The following is a 13,828-nucleotide window of genomic DNA, read 5'->3' on the forward strand; positions in this document are numbered from 1 at the left end:
CATTGATACACATTGAGGCAAACCTTTAAAACTACAGCGCACGATATTTATCTCTCAGTCTTTGTCTAACCCACTCAGCAACTGAGTTCACCGCGAATGTAAAGATAAACAGCAAGAGTGCAGCCAAGAACAGCAAGCGGAAATGAGAACCACCCACTTCTGATTCTGGCAGCTCAACAGCAATCGTTGCCGATAACGTCCTCATCCCTTCCAAAATATTCCAGTCAAGAATTGGGGTGTTACCTGTCGCCATCAAGACGATCATGGTTTCACCAACTGCTCGCCCTAGGCCCATCATAACCGCAGAAAAGATACCTGGACTCGCCGTCAATAGCACCACATAAATAAGCGTCTGCCACGCCGTCGCACCCAACGCTAATGACCCATCAGACAAATGTTTAGGTACAGAGAAAATAGCATCTTCAGCAATAGTGAAAATCGTTGGGATGACCGCAAAGCCCATAGCAAAACCAACCACTAGCACATTGCGTTGGTCAAAGTCGATACCATAGCTAGCCAAAAAGGTACGAATATCACCACCAAATAACAAAGCTTCAATGTTGTTTCCACCAGCAAACACCGCAACCACTGTAATCACCAATACCGGAATCAATATCAGAGCATGCCAACCGTTAGAGAAGCGACCCGTTACCCTCTTCGGTAAACAGAACCAAACAAGTCCAGTCAACAGTGTGCTCAGAGGTAACAACACCATTAATGAGAAGACAGCCGTTAAATGTGTTTCAACGATTGGAGCAAACCAAAGCCCAGCCAAAAATCCGATGATCACGGTTGGAAGAGCTTCCATCAGCTCTATCGAAGGCTTCACCACTCTTCGCATGCGTGGAGACATGAAGTAAGCGGTGTAAATAGCTCCGAGCACAGCAACCGGCACGGCAAACATCATCGCAAACAGAGCTGCTTTGATAGTACCGAATGTGATAGGTACTAAACTGAATTTCTCTTCAAAGTCATCATTCGCCGACGTTGATTGCCAAACGTATTGCGGCTCAGGGTAACTTTCATACCAGACCTTTTGCCAAAGCGATGAGAATGATATTTGTGGGTATTCATTGTCGACTTTAGCCACACTGATGGTGCCATCAATCAGCGTCGCCAGATGCAGTTCATTGGCAGACATAGCCGCTAATTGTGGTGATTTATCAAATGCACGCTCGAACAGCGACAGTTTTTCACTGGTCGTATAGTGGCTTTGTAATGTGCCGTTCTTATAGAAGCTATAAAAACCCTTTCTATAAGTATCAGGCAAAATAAATTGCACTTGTTCAGCAAGTTGGAAGTCTCGAATATGGGTCAGGCTACGCTTTTCATCTTTGAGTACATCGAACCACTGAGAAACCTGTCCGTCCTCATGCGTAACCAACAGTGAATAAGCTCCAGACAGTAAATCGATACTTTTCACCGAGTGCTTCGCATCATTTAAGCTAAGATCAATCACTTCACGAACATTGAAGCCGCTATCTGATAGCTTCAAAACCACTAAATCCGATTGGGCTCGGAGATATAAAGTTTGGCCATCAGGTGTGACTAACAACTGTTGCTGCAAGCCCAACTTATCCGATAACCATTGGCTCTTCTGAAAAACATACTGACCCGTAACATCACTTTGGTACCACTTCACTAAGACTCGTTGGTCACTTAGCTGAGCGGCAACCGTGATACCACGTCCATTCTTAGAGAACGCGAATTTTTCGATCGTCGCCCCATTTGAGGGTTCATCATTTAAAAATGGTTCTGGGAGATCAATTTGCTCAATTTTAGGATCGGCTTCACTGCCCTTTTGCAGCACAGGCGCACTATACTCAGGATAGAAAAAAGTAAGGTTGCTTGCGCTGTCGGCAAAGGCAAACCAGTTTTCTGATGGGGTATTTCGAGAAAAGGCGATGGGGTTGGCTACAACATCACGCTCAAAGTAAGAGTGTGTATTTTGAGACTCTAAATCCCAAAACTGTACCAAACCAGATTTTTCGATAGTAAATGCATGCTGACCGTATTCATCAACCGATAAGACGATAGGTTTTTCTACGGCAACGGTCTTTACAGCTTGGTCTGTCTCTAAACCAGTATCAGAAAATACCGGTAAAATGACCATCGCCAAGTAAACAAAGATCAATACTAGGGCAGCTAGAACACTGACCGCGCCACATGTCACCGAAAAACGGACGAGACGATCTTTCAACCATCTTTTTTTGTCGCGCTCTTTCAATGAAAATTGGGCTGATGCCATCTGTTTATCTACCTTTTTTTAGCTACTGACATAATATGTACGTTAGATGACAATTATATTACAAGTTACGTTAAACAACTGAAACTAATAACAAGTTTGTTAGCCATATTTCTTAAAGTAAGATCATAGATTTTGTGAATTTTGCCATTCTAATTTAAAGTAATCAGCTCTATAGCCAGTACTCAAGGATTCTCATCTCGATGGAAAAAGACTATGTCACAAAAGAACTTAGCTGGTTATCCTTCAACGAAAGAGTGCTCCAAGAAGCGGCAGATAAGTCAGTCCCCTTAATCGAAAGAGTTCGTTTTTTAGGTATTTACTCGAAAAACCTCGATGAGTTTTACAAAGTCCGATTTGCTGATGTGAAGCGAAAGATCTTACTTCAAGATCCACAGCTAACCTCCAACTCGCCGAAAAGCCTACTGACTAAAATGCAGAGCAAAGCAAGCAAGCTCGATGCTCAATTCCATGAACTGTATAACGACTTGCTATTGGAATTGGTACGCAATCGTATTTTTCTGGTCAACGAACAACAAATCAGCGAAGAACAAAGTGGCTGGATAAAAAAGTACTTTAAGAAAAAAGTGCTGCCACACTTAACTCCGATTCTCTTGAACGAAGATAGCCAGTTACTTAATATTCTCAAAGATGAACAAAGTTACTTAGCCATCGACATCGAGCGTGATGCATCATCTCAATATGTCTTACTCGAAATCCCATCAGAAGCACTCCCTCGATTTGTTAAGTTACCGGAAACTTCGGGTTCGCAGCGTACAACTTTGATCTTGTTAGATAATATAGTTCGATTTTGTTTGGATGACTTACTTAAAGGATTCTTTGAGTATGACTCATTGCGTTGTTTTGCGATAAAAATGACACGTGATGCCGATTATGATCTGCAAGAGGACAATGAAAATAACCTATTAGAATCGATGTCTTTAGGTTTAGAACAGCGCTTAACGGCACTGCCGATACGTCTGATCTATGAATCTGAAATGCCAACTGAAATGCTCAACTTCTTACAAGTCAGACTTAAACTGTCTGACTATGACAGTGTCATCGCAGGTGGTCGCTATCATAACTTCAAACATTTCTCTGAGTTCCCAAGCCTTAACCGACGTGATTTAGTTAATCGTCCTCTACCCGCGATTAAGTGCGCGCATTTCAGCCATTACCCAAACTACTTCGAAGCGATCAAAGCTCGCGACATCTTACTGCATTATCCTTATCACACCTTTAGTCACATCACTGAACTGGTTAGGCAGGCTTCCTTTGACCCGAAGGTAACCTCCATCAAAATAAACGTTTACCGTGTTGCGGAAGGCTCAAAACTCCTCAGCTCAATCATCGATGCGGCGCACAATGGCAAAAAGGTCACTGTGGTTGTCGAGCTGCAAGCACGCTTTGATGAGCAAGCCAACATTCAATGGACCAAGAAACTTCAAGAAGCGGGTGTAAAAGTCATCCATGGCATCCCAAGTTTGAAGATCCATTCCAAGTTGCTGCTCATCAAACGAAAAGAAGGCAAGCATACCGAGCATTATGCCCATATTGGCACTGGCAACTTCCATGAAGTTACAGCGCGCGTGTATACCGATTTCTCTCTGCTCACTGCGAATGAAGATTTGACTCAAGAGGTGAGACAAGTCTTTAAGTATATTGAAAACCCTTATCAAAAGTCCCAGTTCAAGCAACTGATTGTGTCACCAAAGAATACTAGAAAACGTCTGTACCAATTGATAGATAATGAAATACAAAACGCGATAGAAGGTAAACCTGCAAGCATCACTCTAAAACTCAACAACTTGGTCGATCGAGAGATCATTGAAAAGCTCTATCAGGCTAGCCAAGCCAATGTAAAAGTGAGAATGGTCATTCGCGGCATGTGCTCTCTTGTCCCTGGCATACCCAACATCAGTGATCATATTGAGATAGTCAGTGTGGTCGATCGTTTCCTCGAACATCCGAGAGTGATGATATTTGGTAACGCTGGAAAGCCGAAGGTCTATATATCTTCCGCTGACTGGATGACACGAAATTTTGATCACCGCATCGAAGTTGCAGCTCCAATTTTAGATCCAAAGATCAAGCAAACCATTATCGATATCACCGAGTTTCATTTCGATGACAGCAACAAAGCTCGAGTGCTAGACCAAGCGATGAGCAACTCTTACACACAACCACCAGCAAACCTACTTGATTACCCGACGTCACAACTCTCCACTTACCACTATATTAAACGTATGGAGAAACTTGCTCGCAAGAAGTACAAACAAGAGAAGAAATCATGCCGCTAATTGATAACAAACATTCTCGATGTATTGCCGCTATCGACTTGGGTTCGAACAGCTTTCACATGGTGGTTGCCCGAGTATTCGATCAACACCTGCAATTAGTCAGCAGACACAAACAGAAAGTGAGATTAGGTGATGGATTGGATGAACGTAACGTCCTATCTGAAAGCGCTATCGAGCGAGGCCTAGAATGCCTCAAGGTGTTCGCAGAACGACTGGCGGATTTTGAGCTTGATGATGTCAGAGTTGTTGCGACTCATACCCTAAGAAAAGCCAAAAACGCTAAAGACTTCTTAGAGCAAGCCAAGCCACTGTTTCCTTTTCCAATAGAGATCATTTCCGGTCAAGAAGAAGCTCGAATAATCTATAACGGAGCAGAACACACTCAAACCGCTTCTGAATCTAAGTTGGTTATTGATATCGGTGGAGGGAGTACGGAACTCGTCGCCGGACAAGGCTTTACTCCTCTAATTATGCGCAGTTTACCGATGGGATGCGTCAACTTCACTCAACGTTTCTTTGCTGACGAAGGGCTAACTTCACGACACTTCTCAGATGCTTATACCGCAGCTACTCGTCTATTGATGCCATTGATTGAAGAATACACAAAAGCCCCTTGGGAAATCGCTTTTGGCTCATCTGGTACCACGAAATCAATAAAAGAAGTACTCATTGGCTTAGGGTTCACCGATGGTCTCATTACGCCCCAACGCCTGTCCTATTTAAAGAATCACTTATGTGAGTTTTCATCATCCAACACCGTAAATCTTTCAGGCTTAAGTGATGAGAGAAAGCCTGTGTTTGCTGCAGGCGTCACCATTCTTTCAGCAGCAATGGATACGCTAGACATCAAGGAGTTACATTTTTCTGATGGTGCCCTGAGAGAAGGCGTTCTTTATGACATGGAGGATAGGTTTAAAGATATTGATATTCGAACAAGAACTGCCGAAACGCTCGTCTCTCGATACCATGTAGACGTAACTCATGGCGAGAAAGTGAAAGTGCTCGCTCTTTCATTGCTGAAACAAGTACAGCCTCAAGTGACAACTGCGGTCACTAATGAGCTGTATGATCTGCTTGGTTGGGCTGCAGTACTTCATGAGGTAGGACAAAGCATTGCATTCCAAGGCTATCACCGCCATTCGGCTTATCTGCTTAAGCATACGACAATGCCAGGCTTTAATACTGAGCAACAACGCCTTATATCAGCATTGGTTCGCTATCAAAGAAAAGCGCTCAAACTACAAGATTTGCCGGAACTTTCTCTGTTTACTCAGCAACAAGTCACCCTGCTGATTCGTATATTGAGACTCGCTATCTTACTCAACCGTCAGCGAAATCAAGCACTGGCCCCAGACGTGACTCTAACGATTGAACAACAGGATAACTGGGAATTGAAAGGAACTAACAGCGATTGGTTGGCCCAAAACCAACTGCTTGATTATGAGCTCAGAGAAGAGCAACAACGTTGGAAAAATGCAGAATGGTCGTTGCAGCTAAAATAACGAACAGTCAAAATAAAAACAGCTTGCGACGCGCAAGCTGTTCATACGTTTTTTTCTAAGTTTGTCGTAGCCTGAATTAGAGCCCGACTTTTGCCAATTCTTGCTCTGCGAACTCAGACGGTATCGCTAAATAGCCATCTTTCTCTACAAGTTCTTGTCCTTGCTTTGAGAACACAAAAGTGAGGAACTCTCTTTCAACGGGAGAAAGCGGTTTATCTGGGTGTTTGTTCACGTATACGTAAAGAAAGCGTGATAGAGGGTAATCACCGCTCAAGATATTCGCTCGAGTCGGCTCTACATAATCAGAACCATGCTCAGCAATAGGAATTAACTTAACGCCAGCGACACGATAGCCAATACCTGAGTAGCCAATCCCACTGATGGATGAAGCGACCGACTGAACGACTGAAGCCGAACCAGGTTGCTCATTCACACGATTTTTAAAGTCACCGCCGCACAGTGCATTCTGTTTGAAGTATCCATAAGTCCCCGATACAGAATTGCGACCGAACAATTGGAATCGATGTTTCGCCCATGGCTGATCGATTCCGAGATCTTGCCAGTTATTGAGGGGCCTTGTTGCTCCGCAGCGTAATGTCTCAGAAAAAATGCCATCAATCTGACGAAAGTTAAGCCCCTCAATAGGGTTATCACGATGCACAAAAAGCCCAATCGCATCGATAGCAACTCGCAGTGCTGTTGGCTTATATCCATGCTCCCTTTCAAATGCTTCAATTTCTCGCAGGCGCATCGGACGACTCATTGGCCCTAGATGTGCAGTCCCTTCGGTTAAGGCTGGAGGAGCAGTAGAAGAACCCGATGCTTGGACTTGAGCGTTAACATTTGGGTAGTAGGACTTGAACTCTTCCACCCATAACGTCGTCATACCCGCTAAGGTATCCGAACCGACCGATAATAAGCTCCCAGAAATTCCCGGAACCTTAGAATAATCAGGAAGAGAATCGACACCCTGTTCGGCATGCACAGGGTTAACTAAAGCAAACGCTAATAATGAGCTGACTGGAAAATGCATCCTGCGTATCGAACAACTCATGATACGGTCAGTCGATTTGGTAAAGTAAAATGGAAACGACTGCCGACGCCCACTTCACTTTGAATTTCGAGATGTGAATCGTGGTGGCTAAGCGCATGCTTTACAATCGCTAATCCAAGACCACTACCACCGGTATCACGAGAGCGGGCTTTATCTACACGATAGAAGCGCTCTGTGAGTCGATGTAAGTGTTGAGGCTCAATACCATCACCAGTATCTGACACATCTAAGCACGCGCCTTGGCTGGTTTGATACCAACGCACTTTGACCGTTGCACCTGCGGGTGTGTATTTAACCGCGTTATAAACCAAATTCGATATCGCACTTCTCAATTGGTCTTCATCGGCAAGAACTCGTAGGCTCTTATCGATATCAAACTCAAGCTTATGTTCGCGCTCACCGCTAAGGCTCGCCGCTTCTTTCTCAAGAACCTCAAGCATCGCCGGAACGTTGACCACTTCATCCAACTCATGCATTGGCGCCGCTTCAATTTTCGAAAGCGTGAGTAGTTGATTAACCAAACTGTTCATTCGATTGAGCTGCTCAGTCATTACGCCATGCGCCTTGGTCCACATTGGGCCAACGATCATGTCTGGATCTTCGGTCATTTCAAGGTAACCTTGAAGGACGGTCATCGGCGTACGCAATTCATGAGAAACGTTAGCGAAGAAGTTACGGCGCATGCCTTCTAACTGCTTAAGCTGGGTCACATCACGTACCACCATCAGGTGTTCACCCTCGGTATACGGCACAATACGCAGCTCGAGCATACGCTCCACATTCAATGGAGAAGGCATCTCTAATGGCTCAGAGAAATCTTGCTTATTAAGGTACTTAATAAAATCTGGAGTACGAATCAAATTCGAGATCGGTTGACCTGAATCATCTGGCCAACGAAAGCCCAGCAAATACTGAGCTAGCTTGTTACACCAAACGATATTGCCTTCACCGCGAAATACCACAACGGCATCGGGAAGCGATTCTGCACCGTTACGGAAACGGCGGATAAGGTTAGTCAGTTCTTTGCGTTTGCGACGCTGTCTCTGCTGCATACGATAAATACCGTTAAACAGAGATTCCCAGTTCCCAGAGCCTGAAGGTGGAGTTAGACGCTTCTCATCCCACAGCCATGCGGACAAACGCATTTGGTTGTGTAGATGCCAGCCGAGCTGCAATACCGTAGCAGCCAGCAGTAACCAAGGTAGGTAACCGAATATCCATCCGACTAAAACCCATGGTGCGTAAAAAAAAGCCAGCTCCCAAGCCAGCTTTTTCCAGGTTAACTTTTCAACCATTCAGGACTCCGTAAACTGGGCAGCGAAGCCACATTAAGCCTTTGTAGAAAAACGGTAGCCAGCGCCACGAACCGTTTGGATTAGCTTATCGTGACCTGCAGACTCAAGCGCTTTACGCAGGCGTCGAATATGTACATCAACCGTTCGGTCTTCAACGTAAACATTGGTACCCCAAACGTTGTTAAGCAGCTGCTCTCGGCTGTATACACGCTCTTGGTGCGTCATAAAGAAATGCAGCATTTTGAATTCTGTTGGTCCCATATCAACTGGACCTTCACTTGCGGTCACGCGGTGTGATACTGGGTCTAATTTAAGGCCCTGTACATCAATCACATCTTCCAATGCCGTTGGTGTTACACGACGAATCACCGCTTTAAGGCGAGCAACAAGCTCTTTTGGCGAAAACGGTTTGGTAATGTAGTCGTCAGCGCCAACTTCTAAACCGCGAACCTTATCTTCTTCTTCACCACGAGCTGTTAGCATCACCACTGGGATGTTGCGAGTTAACTCTTCACGCTTCATGTGCTTGATAAAGTTTATCCCGCTACCACCAGGTAGCATCCAATCTAGTAATACTAGATCTGGGAAAGGTTCACATAGCTTGTTTACCGCTGTATCGTAATCTTCAGCCTCTACTGCTTGGTAGCCTTTTTGTTCAAGTACAAAACACAGCATCTCACGAATAGGTGCTTCATCTTCAACGACCAGAATCCTTCTCGACATAATTGAATAGCCTTTGTATTTAATCAACGCATTGCATTATCTGAGTTAATTATGACACTTTTGTGACCTTTGAAAACAAATTTTCATATAACTGTCTCAAACGTTTCACTTTATAACTTTTGATACAGAGCTAAGGACAAATCGAATTAGATCTCATATCATGAGGCACTTCTAAAAAGGTATGAGAAAAATATATGTGGTTTAAAAATTGCCTAGTCTATCGCTTCAACCGTGATATTGATTTCAACGCAGATCAGCTAGAGAAACAACTTGAAGAATTCCGCTTTACTCCTTGTGGTAGCCAAGACAAACAGAAATTTGGTTGGGTGCACGCAATGGGTAAACATGGCGATATGATGACGCACGTATCAGAGAACCGCATTCTCATCTGTGCAAAGAAAGAAGAGAAAATGCTACCAGCATCTGTGATTAAAGAGTCACTGAATGCAAAAATCGAAACACTCGAAGCTGAGTCTGGCACTCCTCTTAAAAAGAAAGAGAAAGACAGCCTCAAAGAAGACATCATCATTGATCTCCTTCCTCGCGCATTCAGCCGCAGTAACTTCACATACGCGCTGATCATGCCAAAAGAAGGCTTCATTGTTGTTGATGCAAGCAGCTACAAAAAAGCAGAAGACGTGTTAGCTCTGCTGCGTAAAACAATGGGTAGCCTACCAGTCGTGCCAGCTATTCCTGAGCAAGCGATTGAAACGACTCTAACCGAGTGGGTTAAATCAGGTGATACACCTCAAGGCATTACAATGCTTGATGAAGCTGAGCTTAAGTCGATTCAAGAAGACGGTGGTATTGTTCGAGTTAAAAAACAAGAGCTAGAAGCCGACGAGATTAAAAACCACATCGAAGCAAATAAAGTGGTAACTAAGCTGCTTATCAACTGGCAAGATCGCATTGAATTCATCCTTGCTGAAGACGGCAGTATCAAACGCCTGAAGTTCAGCGATGAACTTAAAGATGAGAACGACGATATTCCCCGTGAGGACCAAGCTGCACGCTTTGATGCAGATTTCTCATTGCTATGTGGTGAGTTCAGCGTGTTCCTTCCGAATCTATTCGAATCACTAGGTGGATTAACTCAACCGAACGCTTAATCGGTATCTCCAAAGCTCAGGTGCTCCGTGCCTGAGCTTATTTTCCCTACATTTCCCGCTGTATATTTATCCCTTCACTCTCTTCTTAATATCATTGCTATCTTTAGGGCTATCAACCAGACTCATTTTAGCGTAAAATTTGCGCCCCTTTGATATCACTTGGTGGTATCAACCTGACTTGAGATCAGATTAGAGAACGAAGCAATGACTACACAAAAACCATTTGTACCTGAACTATTATCACCGGCAGGAAGCCTCAAAAACATGCGTTACGCATTCGCCTACGGCGCAGATGCAGTATACGCAGGCCAGCCACGTTACAGCCTTCGTGTTCGTAACAACGAGTTCAATCACGAAAACCTACAAATCGGTATCGATGAAGCTCATGCTCAAGGCAAAAAGTTATATGTTGTATGTAACATTCAGCCGCACAACTCTAAATTAAAAACATTCATTCGCGACCTCAAACCAGTTGTAGACATGGGCCCTGACGCGCTTATCATGTCAGATCCTGGTCTTATCATGATGGTTCGTGAAGCATTCCCTGAAATGCCAATCCATCTTTCTGTTCAAGCAAACGCAGTAAACTGGGCGACCGTTAAGTTCTGGTCAACTCAAGGCGTTGAGCGTGTGATCTTATCTCGTGAGCTATCGCTTGAAGAGATCGAAGAGATTCGCGAACACTGCCCAGAAACAGAGCTAGAGATCTTTGTTCACGGAGCTCTTTGCATGGCTTACTCAGGCCGTTGTCTGCTTTCTGGTTACATGAACAAGCGCGATCCAAACCAAGGTACTTGCACCAACGCTTGCCGCTGGGAATACAAAACAGAAGCAGCGAAAGAAGACGAAAACGGTCAGATCGTTGAAGCAAACCCTACTGGTGTTGCTATTCAAGAAGTAGAAACGCAAGACATTGAAGTTCAAGATGAGCGTCCAGACAACACACTAGGCCTTGGTAAACCAACAGACGAAGTGGTTCTGCTTTCTGAATCACACAAGCCAGAAGAGAAAATGGCAGCGTTTGAAGATGAGCATGGTACTTACATCATGAACTCAAAAGACCTTCGTGCAATCCAACACGTTGAGCGCCTAACGAAGATGGGTGTTCACTCTCTGAAGATTGAAGGTCGTACTAAGTCTTTCTACTACTGTGCACGTACTGCTCAGGTTTACCGTAAAGCTATTGACGATGCAGTGGCAGGCAAACCATTCGATGAAAGCCTAATGGGTACACTAGAGAGCCTAGCTCACCGTGGTTACACTGAAGGCTTCTTACGTCGCCATACACACGATACATACCAAAACTACGAGTACGGTTACTCTATCTCTGACACTCAACAGTTTGTTGGTGAGTTCACAGGTAAGCGCCGTGGTGACCTAGCGGAAGTAGAAGTGAAGAACAAGTTCCTAGTAGGCGACAGCTTAGAAATGATGACACCGAAAGGTAACGTTGTTTTCAAACTAGAAGTTATGGAAAACCGCAAATCTGAAGCGGTCGACGATGCGAAAGGTAACGGTCACTTTGTATTTATTCCTGTACCAGCAGATCTAGATCTAGAGTACGGCTTGCTGATGCGTAACTTGAGCGAAGGCCAAGATACACGTAACGCATCAGGCAAATAATTTTTACTTAAGCGACTTACTTGAGAAGAAAATAATGGCTCTGTTAATTACTGACAAGTGCATAAACTGCGATATGTGTGATCCTGAATGCCCAAATGGTGCAATCACTATGGGCGACAGCATCTTCGAGATCGATCCTGATTTATGTACAGAGTGTAAAGGTCACTATGAAAAGCCAACATGCCAGTCAGTGTGTCCGATTACAAAATGCATCATCACTGACCCAAACCATATTGAAACTGATGACGAGCTACTTGAGAAGTTTGTTATCATTCAAGGCTTGACCTAAAAGAAGAAAGGTTCAACTTAACCATAAGTTGAACCTTTTTTTTCATCCTGATTTTCCGATTGGATAAATATTGCAGAAGAGCTCTTTTTCAAATTGATATTCGAGTCGTTCTCGCCAGTTTATTGATTGAGCTATAGGAACAAGATAAAAGTTTTCCCTGCTGGTATCGGTCACAAATGCCATTCCATACTGCATCAATTCATAGTGAACATCATTTACGAAACTAGGGTCTAAACGTTGTCTGCCTGTTAGCTGATTGATGTCATCTCTTGAAATTGAAATACCCGAGCTTTCAGCGTTGAACCTATGTCTTAACCATTCTGAAAATTCCTTCGCACAAATCATAGTCATAGTCTTATCCTTGAATTATCTATCGACGGGTATCAGACTCTGATTTCGCATACTGCATATAAGCCGCATCTTTCACCCCAAAACACTCAATCCCTGACCAAACCTTGTCAAATTCGCCATCGCCCTTGCTGATACCGTTATTGCTTTTATTAATATCAAACGATGTTCTTAATCTCGTGTTTATAAACTCTAGACAAAAGTGTGATATTTCTCCAGTTTTAGAGTCGAAAAAACCAGTGGCAGTACCACTGTAAAAAGCCTCGATGAACAGGATTACTTATTCGATATCAAGGCCAAACACTGACTTGGCATCACTTTAACTTTTTTCTTTTTCTTAGTTTTCGCTACTTTTTTAGGAGGTGGAACTGGAACAGTCTTTGGAGCCCAACTTGCAAGTTCATCTCCACAACCGTCACCTTTAGGAGGGCTCGCTTGAGCTATGCAGTTTGAACTGCCTTCAGGACACTTTAAACGAACGTGGAAGTGGGAGTGGTGTCCCCACCAAGGTCTTATTTTGCCTAACCAAGCTCTATCATTAGCGTCAGAGTTTTCTTGTTCACAAAGGGTTTGCTTGATCACTGGATGAACAAAAATACGCACCACTTTTTCATCTTTCGCCGCATAACGAATAACTTGAAAATGATCATCGGTCCAATTCGATTCACGCAATTTGTAGTTGGTAAGATCCACAACGCTCACAGGTTTAGGCACAGCTAATTCGTTCTCTGACAACCTCTTACTGGTTAACCTTAGCCATATATCAATATCTAACCCTGTTTGATGACTTGAATGACCTGAAGAAAAGCGCCCTCCTCTGGGAAGAGAAATATCACCGATCAATAAATTAGTATTGAGCTTCTCGCTGGTCGTGACTCCTAACCTCTCAATAAACTTTATAGCTTCTGTATGGCCATAGTAGCGCTCTCTTTGAGGGCGAATGATCTGATACCCCAAACCATTAATAGGCAAAGCCTGCGCGCCGTCTAGACAGCCATTGGCATAGCTTCCAATTGATGAGGGTGAATTTCTAGTAGGGTGACTCTCTTTTTCCCACGAAGTTGCTGATAGAGAAAATGAACAAAAGAATACAACCAGTGCAAAAAAGAACCTCATAATAATCCCAAATTACTGACGCTTACTCATTATATTAGTCGCCATTTAGGATTAGGTGCATATCGTACTTAAGTTTTTGGTGGTAGCTAGTGAATTATACCAATTAAAGTAAAAATGTGATCTAATTAAGATTGATGAATTATTGTGAAATTTAGCCATGGATAGCCTTAATAACACTGACTTCAAAAAGCTTGCGAGCCAGCAAAAAACCATTCAGATGAAGA

General features: G+C 43.7%; 11 protein-coding genes. 5 read left to right on the top strand and 6 right to left on the bottom strand.

Going from position 1 to position 13,828, the window contains the following annotated elements; translation table 11 throughout:
- Positions 1–31 precede the first annotated feature (31 nt).
- A complete protein-coding gene (locus AB4307_RS06660; RefSeq protein ID WP_372131471.1) occupies positions 32–2,248 on the bottom strand; it encodes an ABC transporter permease subunit in 2,217 nt (738 codons plus the stop codon).
- 200 nt (positions 2,249–2,448) lie between these two features.
- Between AB4307_RS06660 and ppk1 the strand changes: the two genes are divergently transcribed.
- Positions 2,449–4,545 carry a polyphosphate kinase 1 gene (ppk1, locus tag AB4307_RS06665; protein ID WP_017066137.1) on the top strand — a complete coding sequence of 699 codons (2,097 nt, stop codon included), beginning with the start codon at positions 2,449–2,451 and terminating at the stop codon, positions 4,543–4,545.
- On the top strand, positions 4,536–6,047 hold the full coding sequence (ppx, locus tag AB4307_RS06670; protein ID WP_210447367.1) for an exopolyphosphatase: 1,512 nt from the start codon (positions 4,536–4,538) through the stop codon (positions 6,045–6,047). The genes ppk1 and ppx overlap by 10 nt, the downstream gene beginning before the upstream one ends.
- Before the next feature lie 76 nt (positions 6,048–6,123).
- Here the strand turns inward: ppx and AB4307_RS06675 are convergent, their stop codons facing one another.
- From AB4307_RS06675 to phoB, 3 genes are read right to left on the bottom strand one after another with little or no spacing between them, the layout of a single operon-like run.
- A complete protein-coding gene (locus AB4307_RS06675; RefSeq protein WP_032548820.1) occupies positions 6,124–7,101 on the bottom strand; it encodes a PstS family phosphate ABC transporter substrate-binding protein in 978 nt (325 codons plus the stop codon).
- Complete coding sequence (gene phoR / locus AB4307_RS06680) at positions 7,098–8,396, bottom strand: phosphate regulon sensor histidine kinase PhoR (protein ID WP_004740365.1); 1,299 nt, start codon at positions 8,394–8,396, stop codon at positions 7,098–7,100. The genes AB4307_RS06675 and phoR overlap by 4 nt, the downstream gene beginning before the upstream one ends.
- A gap of 33 nt (positions 8,397–8,429) precedes the next feature.
- A complete protein-coding gene (phoB, locus tag AB4307_RS06685; RefSeq protein ID WP_004735064.1) occupies positions 8,430–9,119 on the bottom strand; it encodes a phosphate regulon transcriptional regulator PhoB in 690 nt (229 codons plus the stop codon).
- Between the two features lie 194 nt (positions 9,120–9,313).
- On the opposite strand from phoB, the gene rdgC reads away from it, so the two are divergent.
- From rdgC to AB4307_RS06700, 3 genes are all read left to right on the top strand, one after another.
- Positions 9,314–10,228: a recombination-associated protein RdgC gene (gene rdgC / locus AB4307_RS06690; protein WP_008223904.1), complete on the top strand. Its 915-nt coding sequence runs from the start codon at positions 9,314–9,316 to the stop codon at positions 10,226–10,228.
- A gap of 204 nt (positions 10,229–10,432) precedes the next feature.
- Positions 10,433–11,851: a prephenate-dependent tRNA uridine(34) hydroxylase TrhP gene (gene trhP / locus AB4307_RS06695; RefSeq protein WP_017062848.1), complete on the top strand. Its 1,419-nt coding sequence runs from the start codon at positions 10,433–10,435 to the stop codon at positions 11,849–11,851.
- 34 nt (positions 11,852–11,885) lie between these two features.
- On the top strand, positions 11,886–12,140 hold the full coding sequence (locus tag AB4307_RS06700; protein ID WP_004735061.1) for a YfhL family 4Fe-4S dicluster ferredoxin: 255 nt from the start codon (positions 11,886–11,888) through the stop codon (positions 12,138–12,140).
- 42 nt (positions 12,141–12,182) lie between these two features.
- Here the strand turns inward: AB4307_RS06700 and AB4307_RS06705 are convergent, their stop codons facing one another.
- On the bottom strand, positions 12,183–12,491 hold the full coding sequence (locus AB4307_RS06705) for a hypothetical protein (RefSeq protein WP_017062536.1): 309 nt from the start codon (positions 12,489–12,491) through the stop codon (positions 12,183–12,185).
- A 273-nt stretch (positions 12,492–12,764) separates the two neighbouring features.
- A complete protein-coding gene (gene mepA, locus AB4307_RS06710; protein ID WP_017062537.1) occupies positions 12,765–13,604 on the bottom strand; it encodes a penicillin-insensitive murein endopeptidase in 840 nt (279 codons plus the stop codon).
- Positions 13,605–13,828 lie beyond the last annotated feature (224 nt).

Origin of the sequence: Vibrio sp. 10N.261.52.C2 (assembly GCF_041471425.1) — a bacterium.
GTDB lineage: Bacteria > Pseudomonadota > Gammaproteobacteria > Enterobacterales > Vibrionaceae > Vibrio > Vibrio crassostreae_C.

What these genes read in the sequence shown, in the direction of transcription:
- AB4307_RS06660 (WP_372131471.1), bottom strand. Translation starts at nt 2,248, where the DNA reads ATGGCATCAGCCCAATTTTCATTGAAAGAGCGCGACAAAAAAAGATGG.
- ppk1 (WP_017066137.1), top strand. Translation starts at nt 2,449, where the DNA reads ATGGAAAAAGACTATGTCACAAAAGAACTTAGCTGGTTATCCTTCAAC.
- ppx (WP_210447367.1), top strand. Translation starts at nt 4,536, where the DNA reads ATGCCGCTAATTGATAACAAACATTCTCGATGTATTGCCGCTATCGAC.
- AB4307_RS06675 (WP_032548820.1), bottom strand. Translation starts at nt 7,101, where the DNA reads ATGAGTTGTTCGATACGCAGGATGCATTTTCCAGTCAGCTCATTATTA.
- phoR (WP_004740365.1), bottom strand. Translation starts at nt 8,396, where the DNA reads ATGGTTGAAAAGTTAACCTGGAAAAAGCTGGCTTGGGAGCTGGCTTTT.
- phoB (WP_004735064.1), bottom strand. Translation starts at nt 9,119, where the DNA reads ATGTCGAGAAGGATTCTGGTCGTTGAAGATGAAGCACCTATTCGTGAG.
- rdgC (WP_008223904.1), top strand. Translation starts at nt 9,314, where the DNA reads ATGTGGTTTAAAAATTGCCTAGTCTATCGCTTCAACCGTGATATTGAT.
- trhP (WP_017062848.1), top strand. Translation starts at nt 10,433, where the DNA reads ATGACTACACAAAAACCATTTGTACCTGAACTATTATCACCGGCAGGA.
- AB4307_RS06700 (WP_004735061.1), top strand. Translation starts at nt 11,886, where the DNA reads ATGGCTCTGTTAATTACTGACAAGTGCATAAACTGCGATATGTGTGAT.
- AB4307_RS06705 (WP_017062536.1), bottom strand. Translation starts at nt 12,491, where the DNA reads ATGACTATGATTTGTGCGAAGGAATTTTCAGAATGGTTAAGACATAGG.
- mepA (WP_017062537.1), bottom strand. Translation starts at nt 13,604, where the DNA reads ATGAGGTTCTTTTTTGCACTGGTTGTATTCTTTTGTTCATTTTCTCTA.